A 16,713-nucleotide genomic window follows, 5' to 3' on the forward strand; every position below is an offset into this window, starting at 1 on the left:
TCGAAGAAGACCGAAGAAACCCGTCCCCGCCTGCTCCTCATGGACGGGCACTCGCTCGCGTACCGGGCGTTCTTCGCGCTGCCCGTGGAGAACTTCACGAGCGCGAGCGGACAGACGACGAACGCGATCTACGGCTTCGCGTCGATGCTGGCGAACACGCTGCGCGACGAGGCGCCCACGCACTTCGCCGTCGCGTTCGACGTGTCCCGCAAGACATGGCGCTCGGCCGACTTCCCCGAGTACAAGGCGAATCGCTCCAAGACCCCGGACGAGTTCAAGGGGCAGGTCGAGCTGATCGGCGAGCTGCTCGACACCATGAACGCGGTGCGGTTCGCGGTGGACGGCTTCGAGGCCGACGACATCATCGCGACGCTCGCCACGCAGGCCGAGGCGGCCGGCTTCGAGGTCCTGATCGTCACGGGTGACCGGGACTCCTTCCAGCTGGTCACCGACCATGTGACCGTGCTCTACCCCACCAAGGGCGTCTCCGAGCTGACCCGCTTCACGCCGGAGAAGGTCCAGGAGAAGTACGGCCTCACCCCCTCGCAGTACCCCGACTTCGCCGCCCTCCGCGGCGACCCGTCCGACAACCTGCCGGGCATCCCCGGCGTCGGCGAGAAGACCGCGACGAAGTGGATCAACCAGTTCGGCTCCTTCGCGGAGCTGGTGGAGCGCGCCGACGAGGTCAAGGGCAAGGTCGGCCAGGCCCTGCGTGACCACCTGGAGTCGGTCAAGCTCAACCGCCACCTGACGGAGCTGGTCCGGGACGTCGAACTGCCCCGCACGGTCGCGGAGCTGGAGCGCGCGCCGTACGACAGGACCGCCCTCAAGGGCTTCCTGGAGGTCCTGGAGATCCGTAACCCCAGCCTGCGCGAGCGCCTGCTCGCGGTCGACCCCGGGGCGGAGGAAGAGGAAGCACCGGTTCCCGACGCGGGCGTCGAGCTGGACGGCACGGCCCTGGGCACGGGCGAGCTGGCTCCCTGGCTGGAGGCGCACGGCGCGCAGCCGCTCGGTGTGGCCACCGTCACCGCCTGGGCCCTGGGCGCGGGCAACGTCAGCGAGGTCGCCCTCGCGGCGGCCGACGGCAAGGCGGCCTGGTTCGACACGACCCGGCTCGACGAGCAGGACGAGCGGGCCTTCGCGGCCTGGCTCGCCGACGCCGCCAGGCCGAAGGTGATGCACAACGCCAAGGAGGCCCTGCGGGTCTTCCCCGAGCACGGCTGGCAGCTCGACGGCGTCACGATGGACACCGCGCTCGCCGCCTATCTGGTCAAGCCCGGTCGCCGCTCCTTCGCCCTGGACGCCCTCTCCGTCGAGTACCTCCACCGCGAGCTGGCCCCGGCGGCCGCCGACGGGCAGCTGGCCTTCGGCACCGACGAGCACGCCGAGGCGGACGCCCTGATGGCTCAGGCCCGCGCGGTGCTCGACCTCGGAGAGGCGTTCGTCGAGAAGCTGGGCGAGGTCGGCGCGACCGAGCTGCTGCACGACGTGGAGCTGCCGACGTCCCTGCTCCTGGCCCGGATGGAGCGGCACGGCATCGCCGCCGACCGGGCCCATCTGGAGGCCATGGAGCAGCAGTTCGCCGGAGCGGTGCAGCAGGCCGTGAAGGAGGCGCACGCCTCGGTGGGGCACGAGTTCAACCTCGGCTCGCCCAAGCAGCTCCAGGAGGTGTTCTTCGGCGAGCTGAACCTGCCGAAGACGAAGAAGACCAAGACCGGCTACACCACGGACGCCGACGCGCTGGCCTGGCTGGCCGCGCAGACCGAGCACGAGCTGCCGGTGATCATGCTCCGCCACCGCGAGCAGGCGCGTCTGCGCTCCACGGTCGAGGGCCTGATCAAGACGATCGCCGGCGACGGCCGCATCCACACCACCTTCAGCCAGACGGTGGCGGCGACGGGCCGGCTGTCCTCCACCGACCCGAACCTGCAGAACGTGCCGGTGCGCACCGACGAGGGCCGGGCCATCCGGCACGGCTTCGTCGTCGGCGAGGGCTTCGAGTCCCTGATGACGGCGGACTACAGCCAGATCGAGCTGCGAGTCATGGCCCATCTCTCCGAGGACGAGGGCCTCATCGAGGCGTTCACCTCCGGCGAGGACCTGCACACCACGGTCGCCTCGCAGGTCTTCGGCGTCGAGCGGTCCGCCGTCGACGCCGAGATGCGGCGCAAGATCAAGGCCATGTCCTACGGTCTCGCGTACGGTCTCTCGGCCTTCGGCCTCTCCCAGCAGCTGAACATCGAGCCGGGCGAGGCCCGCGCCCTGATGGACACGTACTTCGAGCGCTTCGGCGGGGTACGGGAGTATCTGCACCGGGTCGTCGACGAGGCCCGCGCCACGGGGTACACCGAGACGATGCTCGGCCGCCGCCGGTACCTCCCGGACCTGAACAGCGACAACCGCCAGCGCCGTGAGGCCGCCGAGCGGATGGCGCTGAACGCTCCGATCCAGGGCACCGCGGCGGACATCGTGAAGGTCGCGATGCTCAACGTCGACCGGGCGCTGACCGAGGCCGGGCTCGCCTCCCGCATGCTGCTCCAGGTCCACGACGAAATCGTGCTCGAAGTGGCGCCGGGCGAGCGGGAGCGGGTCGAGGCCCTCCTCCGCGAGCAGATGGCTTCGGCGGTCTCCCTCCGCGCCCCCCTCGACGTCTCGGTCGGCGTGGGCCCGGACTGGGAATCGGCCGCCCACTGACGCCCCCGGGGTGCGGGCGAAGAACCGCCCGCACCCCGTCGGACCGGTGGCACGGGGTCAGCGTGAATCCGGGTGGGAGCCGGCCGGCTCCCGATCCCCGGCGGTGTCACCCTCGCCCGACGCGGGCGACGACGGCCGCGTTCCGCGTAGCCGCATCCCCGCCCCGTACAGCACCAGGCCGATCGCGAGGCCCGCGCCGCCGCCGAAGCAGGCCGTCGGGATGATGTCCAGGGGCGTCTCGATCCGGCCCCAGTACGCGTACCAGCGCAAGCACCGGTGCACGATCCCGGCGAGGACGCAGGCGCCGATCAGCCCGCCGGCCAGCCACCTTCCACGGCGGCTCAGGAGTGGCACCCCGTCCGGCCGCGCGGCCCCTCCGGCGGCGCCGCGCAGCGCCCGCACCGTGAACCACACCAGCAGCGCCAGCGCCAGCGCCGATCCTCCGTACTGGAGGTACAGATAGACCGGGAACCCGGCCACGACCGCGTCGAGGAACGGAATCGCGCGCGTGCCCCAGCGGTCGAGGTGGGTGAATGAGTCCCATACGACATGCGTCGCCGCCCCGAGCGCCGCGGACACACAGAACCATCCGGCCAGCGGCGCCGCCGGCCGGCCGCGCCACGAGCCGCCCCGCACGAACCCGTACACCCGCCCCTGCCACCGGCCCGGCAGCAGCGCCACCAACGGCTCACGCACCATCAGCCACACCGCCACCAGCGCGCCCGCGATGAGCAGATCGACCGTCACCACGCCGAGGCCGGAGTGCGTGACGTTCCCGAAGAGCATCGCGCCCGGGATCGCCGTGGCCGCGAAATAGGTCATGTCGGGCGCGAACGACCCCGCGACGAGCGCGGAGGCGATCAACGGGCCGCGCCCGGTGCCGTCCCGGCGGATGCCCGGCAGCACCGCGGCGGCATGACTGAGCGTGAACGGCATCGGAACATCCCCCTCGGAATCCGCACCGGCCCCGGAACTCCCCTGCGGCCGGCGGTCGGCGATCACGCCCAGTATGCGTGAGCGATCTCCCCCCGGATCGTGGGAGGCCAAGAGGTGACGAAAGCGTGAAACACGGTCAGGGCTCGGTGTTCCGGGGCCCGTCGGTGTCATAGGGTCTCCTGAGGCCTCGCGCGGGGAGCGCGGAGTGCAGTCGAGGGGGAGGGACCAGACGTATGGCAGCGCAATTCGGCCGTCGGCTGCGCAGGGGAGCCACCAGCGGTGCCGTCGTGGCCGCGGCGGTGGCGGCACTGGCGGCTTCGCAGGGACCCGGCGCGGTCCCTCCGCCCGCGGACAGCGCGGGCGGAGACCGGCCGGTCGGCGCCGGTGACGCGACGCTCCCGCCGGATGGCTCGGCAACGGGCGACTCGCCGTACTACACCGACCTCCCGCCGCTGAACACGCCCAACAAGCCCGGCACTTCCATAGATCTGCCGATCGTCACCGGCCCCGCCGAGGCGGGCATACCCGCCTCCGTCCTCGCCGCCTACAAGCGGGCGGAGCAGTCCATACGCTCCAGCGACCCCGCGTGTCACCTTCCGTGGCAGCTGCTCGCCGGTATCGGCAAGGTCGAGTCCGGACAGGCGCGCGGCGGACGCGTCGACGCCAACGGCACCACCCTCTCGCCTATCCTCGGCCCGAAGCTCAACGGTGTCGGCTTCGCGAACATCTCGGACACCGACAACGGCGCCTTCGACGGCGACACGACGCACGACCGCGCGGTCGGTCCGATGCAGTTCATCCCCTCCACCTGGGCCACCTGGGGTCAGGACGCCAACGGCGACGGCCGCAAGGACCCCAACAACATCTACGACGCCGCGCAGGCCGCCGGGCTCTACCTGTGCGCCAACAACCGCGACCTCGCGGTCAAGGCCGATCTGGACCGGGCGATCCTCAGCTACAACCGCTCGACCGAGTACCTGCGCACCGTGCTCTCCTGGTTCGCGTACTACCAGCGCGGCACGCACCAGGTCCCGGACGGCTCGGGCGTGCTGCCCGTCGACCGCAGCGACACCCCGAGCACCGGCCGCTCGCCCCGGCCCACGCAGACCGCGCCGGTGACCCCCTCGCCGACGCCCACCCCGGCCAAGCCGAAGCCGAACCCGTCCCAGCCGGGCACCCCTACGCCGACCCCGCCGCCCACCACCACCCCGCCGACGGCGGCGGCGAAGGTGGCGCGGATCGAGGACGCCGGCACCGGCACGCTGACGGCCACCGCCGGTTCCGCCTTCGCCGAGCGGCCGACGGTCGAGGCGCTGGACGCCACGGGCAAGCCGGTCGCCGGAGTGAGCGTGCGCTTCGAGATCGTCGGCTCCACCGACGCCAACTTCGGCGGTGTGGCCAAGAGCGTGCAGGTCGCCACCGGTGCCACGGGCCGTGCGGTCGCCCCGCCGGTCCGGGCCGGCGAGCAGACGGGCACCTTCACCGTCCGCGCCACGGTCGTGGGCCGGGCCCTGATCCCCGTCTCGTACCTCGCGACCGTCACCGAGCGACAGGCCGACACGCTGGTCCGCGGTGACGCCAAGGAGCTGACGGCCACCACCGGCGGCCAGTTCGCCGACCGCGTCACGGTGAAGGCGACCCTCGACGGCGCCCCCGCCTCCTCGGTCGCCCTGACCGCCACCATGATCACCTCCTCGGCCGTCCCGCTGCCGAACACCAAGGGCCCGTACTTCAAGGACGCCGACGGCAAGCCGCTGCGGACCCTCGTGGTGAAGACGGACGCCAACGGGCTGCTCACCCTCCCCGACATCTACGCGGACGACCAGGCGGAGACCTTCCTGCTCCGGCTGACCACGCCCGGCGGAGGCACCCTGACCATCGAGCTCAAGGTCACGGCCCCGGCCCCCGACCCGACACCGACGCCGACGCCGAGTCCGACGGGCTCGCCGGCGCCGACGTCCTCGCCGACCGGCTCCCCGGAGGCCACCCGGACCCCCTGAGCGACCCGCCGAGCAGCGCCCCCACCGGACGCCCCCGCTCGGCCGCCGTCCATCCGCCGCCCCCTCGTCCGCCGGGACGAGGGGGCGGCGCTCTGTGTTCTGAGTGCAACGTGTTCTCATCTCGCGGCCGCGTTGCTACGGTGCCCCAGCCCTGACGCCGCATCAGATCGAGCACCGGGAGGCCGACCTTGCGCGCCCTCGTAGCCGCCGCCATCGGGCTGGTCCCAGTCCTCCTCCTCATCCTGCTCGTCTCCGTGGCCGACCTGCCGCCCGACGGGCCCACCTCGCCCAAGCCCCTCCTCACCGCCGACCCCGGCCCCAAGAAGTAGGAGGAGCCACGCCCATGCGCCGCCGCGCCAGCCTCGTCCTGCTCTCCTTCGCCGTGTTCTTCGCCGCGATGGCCCCCACCCTGCGCTGGTACGTCTTCCCCCGCGTGGCGAAGATCCCGCCGAACCAGTACCAGGAGATCGTCCTGGAGGCGAAGCCCGCCACGCTCGTCGACTACTCGACCCTCACGGCGAAGGAGGTCGAGAAGCTCACGATCATCCAGACGCTCAAGGGCAACGTGGAGGAGTCGAAGCGGATCGAGCGGAACGCCGGCCGTGACGTCGTCGTCTGGGACGCGCTCACCTACATCACCGGTCCCGACGGCAAGATGGTCTCCAAGATCCCCGAGCGCTACATCTTCGACGCCCACACCCAGGACCCGGTCAACGCCACCGGGGCGATGGTCGACGGCGACGCCGTCCGGCGCGAGGGCATCGAGTTCAAGTGGCCCTTCCTCACCGAGAAGCGGGACTACCAGTACTACGACGCCCGCTCCCGCACCTCGGCGCCCATCCACTACAAGGGCACCCGCACCTTCCGCGGCATGGACGTCTACTACTTCGAGCAGACCATCCCCTGGACCAAGGTCCCCATGCCCAAGACCATGCCGGTCGAGGGCATCACCCCCGAGATGATCAGCCAGTCGGGCATGACCATCTGGTACACGACCAAGCGGATGTTCTGGGTCGACCCCGTCACCGGCGCCCCCGTCAACGGCGAGGAGATCCACAAGGAGGAGCTCCGCAACGAGAAGTCCGACTGGAAGGTCACCGCCTTCTCCGGCCACGTGAAGATGCGCGAGGACTACATCCGCAGCACCGTCGAGCTGGTCAGGACGAACCGCACGGTCGTCCTGCTCGTCACCTCCTATCTGCCGTGGACGTTCGTCACCCTCTCCCTCCTTATGCTCGCCCTCTCCCTCTGGCTGGAAGCCCGAAGCCGGCGCCCCGGCCCGGACGCCCCCGCTACCGCTCCCTCCTGAGCCGCGCGCTGGTGTGCCGCGTCGGCTCCGCCCCCGCCGGGTCCTCCGGCCACGGATGCCTGGGATAGCGCCCGCGCAGCTCCGCCCGCACGGCGCGGTAGCCGTCCCGCCAGAACGAGGCCAGATCGCCGGTGACGGCTGCCGGCCGGCCGGCGGGGGAGAGGAGATGGACCACGACCGGCGTCCCGCCGGCCACCTCCGGTGTCTCCGCGAGCCCGAACATCTCCTGGAGCTTCACCGCGAGCACCGGCTGCTCCCCGCCATAGTCCACCCGGATCCGCGACCCGCTGGGCACCTCGATCCGCTCCGGAGCGAGCTCGTCGAGCCGGCCCGCCTCGCCCGTCGCCCAGGGCAGCAGCCGCCCCAGCGCCTGCGCCGCGTCGATCCGGCCGAGGTCCGCCCGCCGCCGGGCCCGCGACAGCTCGGGCTCCAGCCACTCGTCCGCCCGGTCGAGCAGCGCCTCCTCCGACATGTCCGGCCAGGGATCACCCACGACCCGGTGGAGAAAGGCGAGCCGCTGTCTCAGCTCCTCTGACTCCCGGTTCCACCGCAGCAGCCCGAGCCCCTCGCGCCGAAGCCCCTCCAGGAGCGCCGCCCGTACGAGCCCGGCGTCGGCACCGTCCCTGAGCGGACGGACGGCCAGCTCGACGGCGCCCAGCCGGGACACGGACCGGGCGACCACGTCCCCGTCCTCCCAGTGGACCTCCTCGCCGGAGGCGAGCAGATGTCCTGCGGCCACCCTCGCCACGTCCTCGTCGACCACGGCGGCCAGCCGCACCCGGGCCGTGGCGCTGCGCGCGGTCCGGTCCGCCACGGCGACGGCCAGCCACGGCGCGCTGCCGAGGGCCGAGCCGTCGGCGAGCTCGGCGCCCGTCCCCGACACCATCAGGAACCCGCCGCTGTCCCGCGCCCTGGCCACCCGCTCGGGAAAGGCGTACGCCGTCACCAGTCCGGCCACGGCGTCCTCCCCGCCGCCTGCCGGGGCACCGCCTCCTGCCCGTGGCGCACCCGGTCCCGCCTCGGCGGCCGACCGCTCCAGCCGCCGGGCCTCCGCCTTCCAGCGCGCCCCGTACCCGTCGGTGCCCCGCCGCGCCGCGCGCCAGGCCGCCGCCAGGTCGTCGCCGTACTCCCGGGGCGGCTCCTCGCTCAGCAGCGCGACCACCTCGGCCGCCCGCCGCGCGCCGACCTCGGGCGCACCGTCCAGGAGGGCCCGGGCCAGCCGAGGGTGCACGCCGAGCCGGGACATCCGTACACCCCGCTCCGTCGCGCGCCCCTCCTCGTCCACCGCCCCGATCGCCGTCAGCACGGAGCGGGCGGCCGCCATCGCCCCGGCCGGCGGTGTGTCCGGGAGGGCGAGTCCGGACGCCGTGGGGTCGCCCCAGCAGGCCGCGCGCAGGGCGAAGGAGGCCAGGTCCGCGATCTCGATCTCGGGAGAGGGGAAGCGGGACCGGCGTCCGTCGTCCGCCTCCGCCCAGCACCGGTACACGATGCCGAACGCCTCACGGCCGGAGCGGCCCGCGCGCTGCGTCGCGCCCGCGATCGACACCGGCACCGTGGCGAGCGACCCCAGGCCCCGGGCGTGGTCCATCCGCGGCTCCCGCGCCAGACCCGAGTCCACGACGATCCGCACCCCGGGCACGGTCAGGCTCGACTCCGCCACCGAGGTCGTGAGGATCACCCGGCGCCGCCCGCCGGGCTCCGCCCCGCGGAGCACCGCGTCCTGCACCGCCGCCGGTGCCCGCCCGTGCAGCTGGAGCACGTCGGCGTCGAGATCCGCCAGCATCCCCGCCGTGCGCGAGATCTCCCCCGTGCCGGGAAGGAAACAGAGGACATCGCCCTGATGACGCTCGCACGCCAGCCGCACCGTCGCCGCCACATGACGCAGCAGAGCGGGATCCACCCACGTGCCGTGGGAGGGCCGGATGCCGGCCGGGGGTCCGGCGAACCGGACGTCGTACCCGTGACCCTCGCCCTGCGCCCGGACGACCGGTGCCGGACCGGTGCCGTCCAGGACCGTCAGGAGCTGCGACCACGCCTCGGCATCACTGGTTGCCGAGGCGGCGATCAGCTTCAGCTCGGGCCGCAGCGTGGCCCGGACGTCCACCAGGAACGCCATCGCGGTGTCCGCGTCCAGATGGCGCTCGTGGCACTCGTCGAGCAGCACCACGTCCACGCCCGCCAGCTCCGGATCCCGCTGGAGCCGCTGGAGGAGGATGCCCGTCGTCACCACCTCGACGCGGGTCGCCCGGCCGGTCCGGCGCTCGCCGCGGACCGAGAAGCCGACGGCCTCGCCGACCTCCTCGCCCAGCAGCCACGCCATCCGCCGGGCGGCCGCCCGCACCGCCATCCGGCGCGGCTCGGCCACCAGCACCCGGCGCCGCGGCCCGTCCCCTATAAGACCCGCGAGGGCGAGCGGCACCAGCGTGGTCTTGCCGGTGCCGGGAGGCGCGTACAGCACCGCCGCGCCGCGCTCCTCGAGCGCGGTGAGCAGCTCGGGGACGGCATGGCGGACGGGGAGGCGGTCGAGTGCGTCGTGTCGGATCACGCACTCAGTCTCGTACGTCGTCACCGGCGGCGGGCGACGCTGTCCACAGGCCCTGTCGTTTCATATGACCAACAGGGCTCAGCCGGCCGGCTGAGCCCTGTTGGTCAGTCCCGCTCGCACACGAAGATCGCCGTCCCCGGGATCAGGTTCCCCCGCAGCGGCGACCAGCCGCCCCACTCCTGGCTGTTCCACTCCGGCCACTCCGGTTCGACGAGATCCACCAGGCGGAATCCGCCGGCCACCACGTCCCGTACCCGGTCGCCGATCGTCCGGTGGTGCTCCACATAGACGGCCCGCCCCCGCTCGTCCTGCTCGACATAGGGGGTGCGGTCGAAGTAGGAGGCCGCGACCGACAGCCCCTCGGGGCCCGGCTCGTCGGGGAAGGCCCAGCGGATCGGGTGCGTCACCGAGAACACCCACCGGCCGCCCGGCCGCAGCACCCGGCGCACCTCGCGGAACACCTTCACCGGGTCCGCCACGAACGGCACCGCGCCGTACGCCGAGCAGGCCAGATCGAAGGCACCGTCCCGGAACGGCAGCGCGCCGGCGTCCGCCTCGACCAGCGGCACGTCGTCGCCGATCCGCAGCGCGTGCTGGAGCTGCCGGTGCGAGAGGTCGAGCGCCACCGGCCGCGCCCCCTGCGCCGCGAGCCAGCGCGAGCACTGCGCCGCGCCCGCGCCGATCTCCAGGATGTCGAGCCCCTTCAGCGCGCCGGCCGGTCCGAGCAGCCCCGCCTCGGCCTCGTCGAGGCCCTCCGGACCCCACACGAAACGGTCGTCCCCCAGGAACGACCCGTGCTCGCTCTGGTACTCGTCGGCGTTCCGGTCCCACCAGCCCCGGCTCGCCCGGCTGCTCTCCGCGTCGCCGGTGTCACGCCGGGTCGCCTCCGGCTCGTACTCGGGCCCGTCTTCCTGTTCGTACTCTTGGTTCATCTCGCCCGTCGATGTAGTTTGCGCACAGCGTCGCTGCGCGGCCCCGGCCAGGATGGCCTGGGGAGACTTGAGTTGTGCCGGGTATATGACGTTCCGCCCCGCGTGCGCGCTTCGCGCATTGACCCTGTCCGGCTGCCCCCGTATGCTAAAGGTTGCGCTGCGGGCCTGCGCGCCTCAGACGGAGCAGGCCGCGCTCGCACGGTTGTATGTCCCCTCGGTTCTCGAGGCGCCCACCGGTCCGCCCGGAAGGCGCTTCATTGGCTGTCCGGCTTCTTCGGTGCGATACGGGCTCTCGGCGTAGCAGTACCTACGACTTTCTGTCCGTAACCGGAGCCCTTTCCCACATGACGAGCAGCACCGAGACCACCGCCACCACCCCGCAGGTTGCGGTCAACGACATCGGTAACGAGGAAGCCTTCCTCGCCGCGATCGACGAGACGATCAAGTACTTCAACGACGGCGACATCGTCGACGGCGTCATCGTGAAGGTCGACCGGGACGAGGTCCTGCTCGACATCGGTTACAAGACCGAAGGTGTCATCCCGAGCCGCGAGCTCTCGATCAAGCACGACGTCGACCCGAACGAGGTCGTCAAGGTCGGCGACGAGATCGAGGCCCTGGTTCTCCAGAAGGAGGACAAGGAAGGCCGCCTGATCCTCTCGAAGAAGCGTGCCCAGTACGAGCGCGCCTGGGGCACCATCGAGAAGATCAAGGAAGAGGACGGCATCGTCACCGGTACCGTCATCGAGGTCGTCAAGGGTGGTCTCATCCTCGACATCGGCCTCCGCGGCTTCCTCCCGGCCTCCCTGGTCGAGATGCGTCGCGTCCGCGACCTCCAGCCCTACGTGGGCAAGGAGCTCGAGGCGAAGATCATCGAGCTGGACAAGAACCGCAACAACGTGGTCCTGTCCCGCCGTGCCTGGCTGGAGCAGACCCAGTCCGAGGTTCGCCAGACCTTCCTCACGACCCTCCAGAAGGGTCAGGTCCGCTCCGGCGTCGTGTCCTCGATCGTCAACTTCGGTGCCTTCGTGGACCTGGGTGGCGTCGACGGTCTCGTGCACGTCTCCGAGCTGTCCTGGAAGCACATCGACCACCCGTCCGAGGTTGTCGAGGTCGGCCAGGAAGTCACCGTCGAGGTTCTCGACGTGGACATGGACCGCGAGCGCGTCTCCCTGTCGCTGAAGGCGACCCAGGAGGACCCGTGGCAGCAGTTCGCCCGTACCCACCAGATCGGCCAGGTCGTCCCGGGTAAGGTCACGAAGCTGGTTCCGTTCGGTGCGTTCGTCCGCGTGGACGAGGGCATCGAGGGTCTGGTCCACATCTCCGAGCTGGCCGAGCGCCACGTGGAGATCCCGGAGCAGGTCGTCCAGGTCAACGACGAGATCTTCGTCAAGGTCATCGACATCGACCTCGAGCGTCGCCGGATCTCGCTGTCCCTGAAGCAGGCCAACGAGTCCTTCGGTGCCGACCCGGCGTCGGTCGAGTTCGACCCGACCCTGTACGGCATGGCCGCGTCCTACGACGACCAGGGCAACTACATCTACCCCGAGGGCTTCGACCCCGAGACCAACGACTGGCTCGAGGGCTACGAGACCCAGCGCGAGGCCTGGGAGACCCAGTACGCCGAGGCGCAGCAGCGCTTCGAGCAGCACCAGGCTCAGGTCATCAAGTCCCGCGAGGCCGACGAGGCCGCCGCTGCCGAGGGTGGCGCCGCCGCTCCGGCCGGTGCCCCGGCGGGCGTCTCGGGTGGTTCGTACTCCTCGGAGTCGGACGACAACTCCGGCGCCCTGGCGTCGGACGAGGCCCTGGCTGCCCTGCGCGAGAAGCTGGCCGGCGGCCAGAGCTGAATCAGCTCTGCTGCTAGGCACTAGCTAGCCAACGATCGAGGCCCGTTCCCCTCCGGGGGAGCGGGCCTCAGTCGTGCCCCGGGGGAGCAGGGGTGCTCCACGCGCGCGTGCTCACGCGCTGACACTCCGTCCACGAAAACCGGGCCAGGGGGAATGCTCATGTCCCTGGGGGCGTTCTTCTCTAGGAACGCGAGGAGGAGCGGTAATCGTGCTTGATCCCCAGGATTTGTACGAATGGGACCAGAAGGGCCTGGCCGTCGTGGACGTGGCCCTGGCGCAGGAGTCGGCCGGGCTGGTCATGCTCTACCACTTCGACGGCTACATCGACGCGGGTGAGACCGGCGAGCAGATCGTCGACGGCCTGCTGGACACGCTGCCGCATCAGGTGGTGGCCCGCTTCGACCACGACCGGCTCGTGGACTACCGCGCACGCCGGCCGCTGCTCACCTTCCGGCGCGACCGCTGGACCTCGTACGAGACGCCGGCCATCGAGGTCCGCCTCGTCCAGGACGCCACCGGCGCCCCCTTCCTCCTGCTCTCCGGCCCCGAGCCGGACGTGGAGTGGGAGCGGTTCGCCGCCGCGGTCCGCCAGATCGTCGACCGCCTCGGCGTCCGCCTCTCGGTGAACTTCCACGGCATCCCCATGGGAGTCCCGCACACCCGCCCCGTCGGCCTCACCCCGCACGGCAGCCGCACGGACCTCATGCCCGGCCACCGCAGCCCCTTCGACGAGGCCCAGGTCCCCGGCAGCGCCGAATCGCTCGTCGAGTTCCGGCTCACCGAATCCGGACACGACACCCTCGGCGTCGCCGCCCACGTCCCGCACTACGTGGCCCGGTCCTCCTACCCCGACGCGGCGCTGACCGCCCTGGAGGCGATCACGGCCGCCACCGGCCTCGTCCTGCCCGGCGTCGCCCACACCCTGCGCACGGAGGCCCGGCGCACCCAGACGGAGATCGAGCGCCAGATCGGCGAGGGCGACGACGAGCTGACGGCCCTGGTCCAGGGCCTTGAGCACCAGTACGACGCGGTGGCCGGCGCCGAGACCCGCGGCAGCCTGGTCGCGGAGCCCGTCGACCTGCCGTCGGCGGACGAGCTGGGCCGCGAGTTCGAGCGCTTCCTCGCCGAGCGGGAGGGCGACGCGTAGGCGACGGACCGTGGGTCCTAAGCTGCCGCTCATGCTGAAGGTGGGCCTGACCGGCGGTATCGGCGCCGGCAAGAGTGAAGTGTCGCGGCTCCTCGTCTCGTACGGAGCCGTGCTGATCGACGCCGACAAGATCGCGCGCGAGGTCGTCGAGCCCGGAACACCCGGGCTCGCGGCCGTCGCGGAGGCGTTCGGGGCAGAGATCCTGACCGATCAGGGCGCACTGGACCGGCCGAAGCTCGGTTCGATCGTCTTCGCCGACGCCGACCGTCTCGCCACGCTGAACGCGATCGTCCATCCTTTGGTCGGCGCCCGCTCCGCCGAGCTGGAGAGCACGGCCGGACCCGACGACGTCGTCGTCCACGACGTGCCCCTGCTCACCGAGAACGCCCTCGCCCCGCTCTACGACCTGGTCGTCGTCGTCGACGCGTCCCCGGAGACACAGCTCGACCGGTTGGTAAGGCTGCGGGGGATGGCGGAATCCGAGGCGCGCGCCCGGATGGCGGCCCAGGCCACGCGCGAGCAGCGCCGGGCGATCGCGGACCTGGTCATCGACAACGACGGACCGCTGGACCAGCTGGAACCCCAGGTGCGCAAGGTCTGGGACGAGCTGACGCGGCGGGCGGCCGAAGGGGCCCGGTAGAAAACGGCGGGGCACGTGCCGATCGGCCACGCTTCCGGGTGGGTAGGGATCGCGGGTGCGGCAGTGGGACGGCCGGGACCGATGTACCGGATCGTGCTCCGGCCCGGAATACCGCTGCCGCGCCCGATGTTGAACCGCCGGAGCAAGGGAAGGATGCCACCGTGGCCGAGAGGAACCCCGAGACCCACGTCATCGACTTCCGCGCCGCCGAGCAGCTGCTGGCAGCGCGGGACCCTCGCGGTGCCGTGAAACTGCTCGACTCGGTGATCGCCGCCCACCCCGAGAACACCGCGGCTCGGCTGCTGCGCGCCCGCGCCTTCTTCGCCGCAGCTCAACTGCGGCCGGCCGAGCTCGAGTTCGAGCTGGTCCTGGAGCGCGAGCCGGACAACGCGTTCGCGCACTTCGCCCTGGCCCGTACCTATCAGCGCTCCGGCCGGCCGGAGCAGGCCACCCGCCACTTCCGCCTCGCGGCCGCGCTCGACCCCAAGCCGGAGTACCTCCAGGCGGCCCGCTTCGGCGTCGCGGACTGACCGGCCGGGCCACGCCCTGCCGCCCGCGTCGTCAGCGGCGGCGGCCCGTGCCCCTGCCGCCGTGATCGGGCTCGTACGGCGGGATGTTCCGCCCGGGCTGCCAGTGCGGCCCCTGATGGATGTGGCGCAGCACCATCGACATGTCGACCGCGGCCACGACGAACAGCATCCCGCAGGCCGCCGCCCACCCCGGCCTGCCCACCAGAGCGAAGGCCGTCGTACCGAACGCGGCCCAGAGCAGACCCCACAGACTCAGCCAGAACCGCATCCGCAGGGCACTGCGCGCGGTCGCCGGTTCACTGCCAGTACGCATGACGGTCGCATCTCCTACTGAGGGTCTACCCCCGGCGCGCGGGGGCGAACATCACTCGAACGAGGGGTGTCCGGGCCGTCGGGGTGTCTGCGGGAACGGCCGTCCGAGGGCCTTCGTTCTCCTGGGCATGAGCGGACGGATGCGTGAGGGACACGAAGGGACAGGGCCCGGAGCCATCACCCCGGACGGCTGCGCCGTCGACGTCTACCGACGCCTGGGGGTGGGACGCGAGCCCGATGTGATCGAGGCCGCCGTGCCGGCCGGGGCCTCACTGCTCGAACTGGGTTGTGGAGCGGGGCGCGTGACGGGGCCTCTGGTCGAACGGGGGTTCACCGTGACGGCGGTGGACGAGTCGGCGGAGATGCTGGAAGCGGTCAGAGAGCGCGTGCCGGGCGTGGAGACGGTACGCAGCCCGATCGAATCACTGCGCCTGGAGCGGCGTTTCGACGTGGTGATGCTCGCCTCGTACCTGGTGCACACGGCCGCACATGACGACCGGCAGGCGCTCCTGGAGGCCTGCAGACGGCATGTCCGCGACGACGGCTGCGTGCTGATCCAGCGCGAGGGCGAAGGATGGCACGCGGAGGTGCCGCGCGAACGCGAGGACCCGGGCGGCTGCACGGTACGGATCGTGTCCGCGGACCCGGTCGGCGACGGCGTCAACTCGGTCCACGCCGAGTACGTCTTCCCGGATCTGCGCTGGACCCAGACCTTCCTTTCGAGGCCCCTGAGCAAGGCGGACTTCGAGCGGTATCTGGGGGAGGCGGGGCTCGCGGCCGACGCCTATCTGACGGACGACGGCACATGGGTCAGGGCTCGCCCCGCGGCCCGCTGAGAACGATCGGATCGAGTCCCGGAACGACGATGAGTTTCCGGTGCCCCGCCCGTCTACCCCTGTGACAGCGCACGCAACGCCGACAGCAGGGGGATCACCCAATGACCACCGACATCGCCTCCACGACCGACGCCGCCGTGACCACCGCGCGGACGGGCCGCCTGGGCCGCCGCGCCGACATCTCCGTACGGGTCGTGCAGATCCTCCTCGCCCTGGCCTTCGCGATCCCGAGCGCGGCGCCGAAGCTCGTCGGACACTGGTCGGCCGCCGAGTCCTTCGACAAGATCGGATGGGGCGACTGGCTGATGTACACGGTCGGCGCCCTGGAACTGGCCGGAGCGGTGGCACTGGTGATCCCGATCCTGTCCGGCGCCGCGGCGACGGCGCTCATCGGCCTGATGGCCGGGGCCTTCGTCACCCAGCTGACCGTCTTCGACGGGCAGTACGCCCTGACACCGGTCCTCTTCGCCGTGCCCCTCGCTGTGATCGCCTGGACCCGCCGCGACCGCACCGCGGAGCTTCTCGCGCTGATCCTCCGCCGCCGGGCCTGAGGCGACCGTTCCGCGCTCAGTGCACGAAGCTGTAGCTGCGCCAGGGGAGGGTGTCCGGCGCGATCCGGTTGCTCGTGTTCGTTGCGACGTAGATGGAGTCGCCCTGGCAGTTCTGGTTCGTGTACGCCTTGATGTCGATGAGCGTCTGGTTCTCGATCGCCGTCGCGCCGGACGGTGCCAGGCGGTGACATCCGGTCACCAGCGGGCTCGTCACGGAGACCACGACCTCGCGCCCGGTCTCGTAGACGACGGGGCCCACCGCGGTGCGGCCGAGGCCGGAGCAGCCCGCGACGGTGAGCGTCAGGAGCGCGGCCCCGGCGGCGGTGCCGAGACGCCGGTGAACGGACATGGCGGTTCCTCGTCTGTCGGGCGGAGGCGGCAGAAGCCCTGTTCACGCCACCCTGCCGCCTGCCGGGCGGGCTGTCATCCGCTGC

Annotated in this window: 15 protein-coding genes; 10 read left to right on the forward strand and 5 right to left on the reverse strand. The window is 71.9% G+C overall.

The features are described 5' to 3' along the window. Nucleotides 1–39 precede the first annotated feature (39 nt). Nucleotides 40–2,694 (forward strand): DNA polymerase I, encoded by a 2,655-nt coding sequence (polA, locus tag ACZ3OF_RS08615; protein WP_361669764.1) that lies wholly within the window; start codon nucleotides 40–42, stop codon nucleotides 2,692–2,694. Nucleotides 2,695–2,751: 57 nt separating this feature from the next. Here polA and ACZ3OF_RS08620 read toward each other — a convergent pair whose 3' ends face one another. After that, nucleotides 2,752–3,630 carry a DUF4184 family protein gene (locus ACZ3OF_RS08620; RefSeq protein ID WP_467303547.1) on the reverse strand — a complete coding sequence of 293 codons (879 nt, stop codon included), beginning with the start codon at nucleotides 3,628–3,630 and terminating at the stop codon, nucleotides 2,752–2,754. A gap of 233 nt (nucleotides 3,631–3,863) precedes the next feature. Between ACZ3OF_RS08620 and ACZ3OF_RS08625 the strand changes: the two genes are divergently transcribed. The 3 genes from ACZ3OF_RS08625 to pgfA all read left to right on the forward strand — a co-directional run bounded on the left by ACZ3OF_RS08625 (nucleotide 3,864) and on the right by pgfA (nucleotide 6,939). Further along, a complete protein-coding gene (locus ACZ3OF_RS08625; protein WP_467303549.1) occupies nucleotides 3,864–5,630 on the forward strand; it encodes a lytic transglycosylase domain-containing protein in 1,767 nt (588 codons plus the stop codon). A gap of 188 nt (nucleotides 5,631–5,818) precedes the next feature. Continuing rightward, on the forward strand, nucleotides 5,819–5,959 hold the full coding sequence (locus ACZ3OF_RS08630) for an SPW_0924 family protein (protein ID WP_361432772.1): 141 nt from the start codon (nucleotides 5,819–5,821) through the stop codon (nucleotides 5,957–5,959). Between the two features lie 14 nt (nucleotides 5,960–5,973). After that, complete coding sequence (gene pgfA / locus ACZ3OF_RS08635; RefSeq protein WP_361669225.1) at nucleotides 5,974–6,939, forward strand: cell envelope lipid trafficking protein PgfA; 966 nt, start codon at nucleotides 5,974–5,976, stop codon at nucleotides 6,937–6,939. Here pgfA and hrpB read toward each other — a convergent pair. Together hrpB and ACZ3OF_RS08645 are read right to left on the reverse strand one after the other, a co-directional pair. Then, entirely contained in the window at nucleotides 6,923–9,484 is a 2,562-nt protein-coding gene (hrpB, locus tag ACZ3OF_RS08640) for an ATP-dependent helicase HrpB (protein ID WP_467303553.1), read from the reverse strand. The genes pgfA and hrpB overlap by 17 nt on opposite strands. A gap of 104 nt (nucleotides 9,485–9,588) precedes the next feature. Beyond that, the gene (locus tag ACZ3OF_RS08645) at nucleotides 9,589–10,416 is read right to left on the reverse strand and encodes a class I SAM-dependent methyltransferase (protein WP_361669219.1); all 828 of its coding nucleotides are present in this window, start codon (nucleotides 10,414–10,416) and stop codon (nucleotides 9,589–9,591) included. Nucleotides 10,417–10,760: 344 nt separating this feature from the next. Between ACZ3OF_RS08645 and rpsA the strand changes: the two genes are divergently transcribed. The 4 genes from rpsA to ACZ3OF_RS08665 all read left to right on the forward strand — a co-directional run bounded on the left by rpsA (nucleotide 10,761) and on the right by ACZ3OF_RS08665 (nucleotide 14,580). After that, entirely contained in the window at nucleotides 10,761–12,263 is a 1,503-nt protein-coding gene (rpsA, locus tag ACZ3OF_RS08650; RefSeq protein ID WP_019885395.1) for a 30S ribosomal protein S1, read from the forward strand. A 208-nt stretch (nucleotides 12,264–12,471) separates the two neighbouring features. Then, entirely contained in the window at nucleotides 12,472–13,410 is a 939-nt protein-coding gene (locus tag ACZ3OF_RS08655) for a PAC2 family protein (protein WP_361669216.1), read from the forward strand. A gap of 31 nt (nucleotides 13,411–13,441) precedes the next feature. After that, nucleotides 13,442–14,050, forward strand: coding sequence for a dephospho-CoA kinase (coaE, locus tag ACZ3OF_RS08660; protein WP_361669213.1), 609 nt, complete (start codon nucleotides 13,442–13,444; stop codon nucleotides 14,048–14,050). A 161-nt stretch (nucleotides 14,051–14,211) separates the two neighbouring features. Continuing rightward, a complete protein-coding gene (locus ACZ3OF_RS08665) occupies nucleotides 14,212–14,580 on the forward strand; it encodes a tetratricopeptide repeat protein (protein ID WP_361669211.1) in 369 nt (122 codons plus the stop codon). A gap of 31 nt (nucleotides 14,581–14,611) precedes the next feature. On the opposite strand, the gene ACZ3OF_RS08670 is transcribed toward ACZ3OF_RS08665, so the two are convergent. Next, the gene (locus ACZ3OF_RS08670; protein WP_361669209.1) at nucleotides 14,612–14,893 is read right to left on the reverse strand and encodes a DUF6343 family protein; all 282 of its coding nucleotides are present in this window, start codon (nucleotides 14,891–14,893) and stop codon (nucleotides 14,612–14,614) included. 139 nt (nucleotides 14,894–15,032) lie between these two features. Between ACZ3OF_RS08670 and ACZ3OF_RS08675 the strand changes: the two genes are divergently transcribed. Both ACZ3OF_RS08675 and ACZ3OF_RS08680 read left to right on the forward strand, forming a co-directional pair. Further along, nucleotides 15,033–15,728 carry a class I SAM-dependent methyltransferase gene (locus ACZ3OF_RS08675; RefSeq protein WP_361669207.1) on the forward strand — a complete coding sequence of 232 codons (696 nt, stop codon included), beginning with the start codon at nucleotides 15,033–15,035 and terminating at the stop codon, nucleotides 15,726–15,728. A gap of 101 nt (nucleotides 15,729–15,829) precedes the next feature. After that, entirely contained in the window at nucleotides 15,830–16,279 is a 450-nt protein-coding gene (locus tag ACZ3OF_RS08680) for a DoxX family protein (protein WP_361669204.1), read from the forward strand. Between the two features lie 16 nt (nucleotides 16,280–16,295). Here the strand turns inward: ACZ3OF_RS08680 and ACZ3OF_RS08685 are convergent, their stop codons facing one another. Then, complete coding sequence (locus ACZ3OF_RS08685; RefSeq protein ID WP_467303558.1) at nucleotides 16,296–16,628, reverse strand: hypothetical protein; 333 nt, start codon at nucleotides 16,626–16,628, stop codon at nucleotides 16,296–16,298. Nucleotides 16,629–16,713: the final 85 nt, after the last annotated feature.

The organism is Streptomyces sp. NPDC022552 (genome assembly GCF_055561875.1).

Coding starts and splice junctions, on each gene's coding strand:
- rpsA (WP_019885395.1), top strand. CDS start 10,761: ATGACGAGCAGCACCGAGACCACCGCCACCACCCCGCAGGTTGCGGTC.
- ACZ3OF_RS08675 (WP_361669207.1), top strand. CDS start 15,033: ATGCGTGAGGGACACGAAGGGACAGGGCCCGGAGCCATCACCCCGGAC.
- ACZ3OF_RS08670 (WP_361669209.1), bottom strand. CDS start 14,893: ATGCGTACTGGCAGTGAACCGGCGACCGCGCGCAGTGCCCTGCGGATG.
- ACZ3OF_RS08620 (WP_467303547.1), bottom strand. CDS start 3,630: ATGCCGTTCACGCTCAGTCATGCCGCCGCGGTGCTGCCGGGCATCCGC.
- ACZ3OF_RS08685 (WP_467303558.1), bottom strand. CDS start 16,628: ATGTCCGTTCACCGGCGTCTCGGCACCGCCGCCGGGGCCGCGCTCCTG.
- ACZ3OF_RS08680 (WP_361669204.1), top strand. CDS start 15,830: ATGACCACCGACATCGCCTCCACGACCGACGCCGCCGTGACCACCGCG.
- coaE (WP_361669213.1), top strand. CDS start 13,442: ATGCTGAAGGTGGGCCTGACCGGCGGTATCGGCGCCGGCAAGAGTGAA.
- polA (WP_361669764.1), top strand. CDS start 40: ATGGACGGGCACTCGCTCGCGTACCGGGCGTTCTTCGCGCTGCCCGTG.
- ACZ3OF_RS08625 (WP_467303549.1), top strand. CDS start 3,864: ATGGCAGCGCAATTCGGCCGTCGGCTGCGCAGGGGAGCCACCAGCGGT.
- ACZ3OF_RS08645 (WP_361669219.1), bottom strand. CDS start 10,416: ATGAACCAAGAGTACGAACAGGAAGACGGGCCCGAGTACGAGCCGGAG.
- pgfA (WP_361669225.1), top strand. CDS start 5,974: ATGCGCCGCCGCGCCAGCCTCGTCCTGCTCTCCTTCGCCGTGTTCTTC.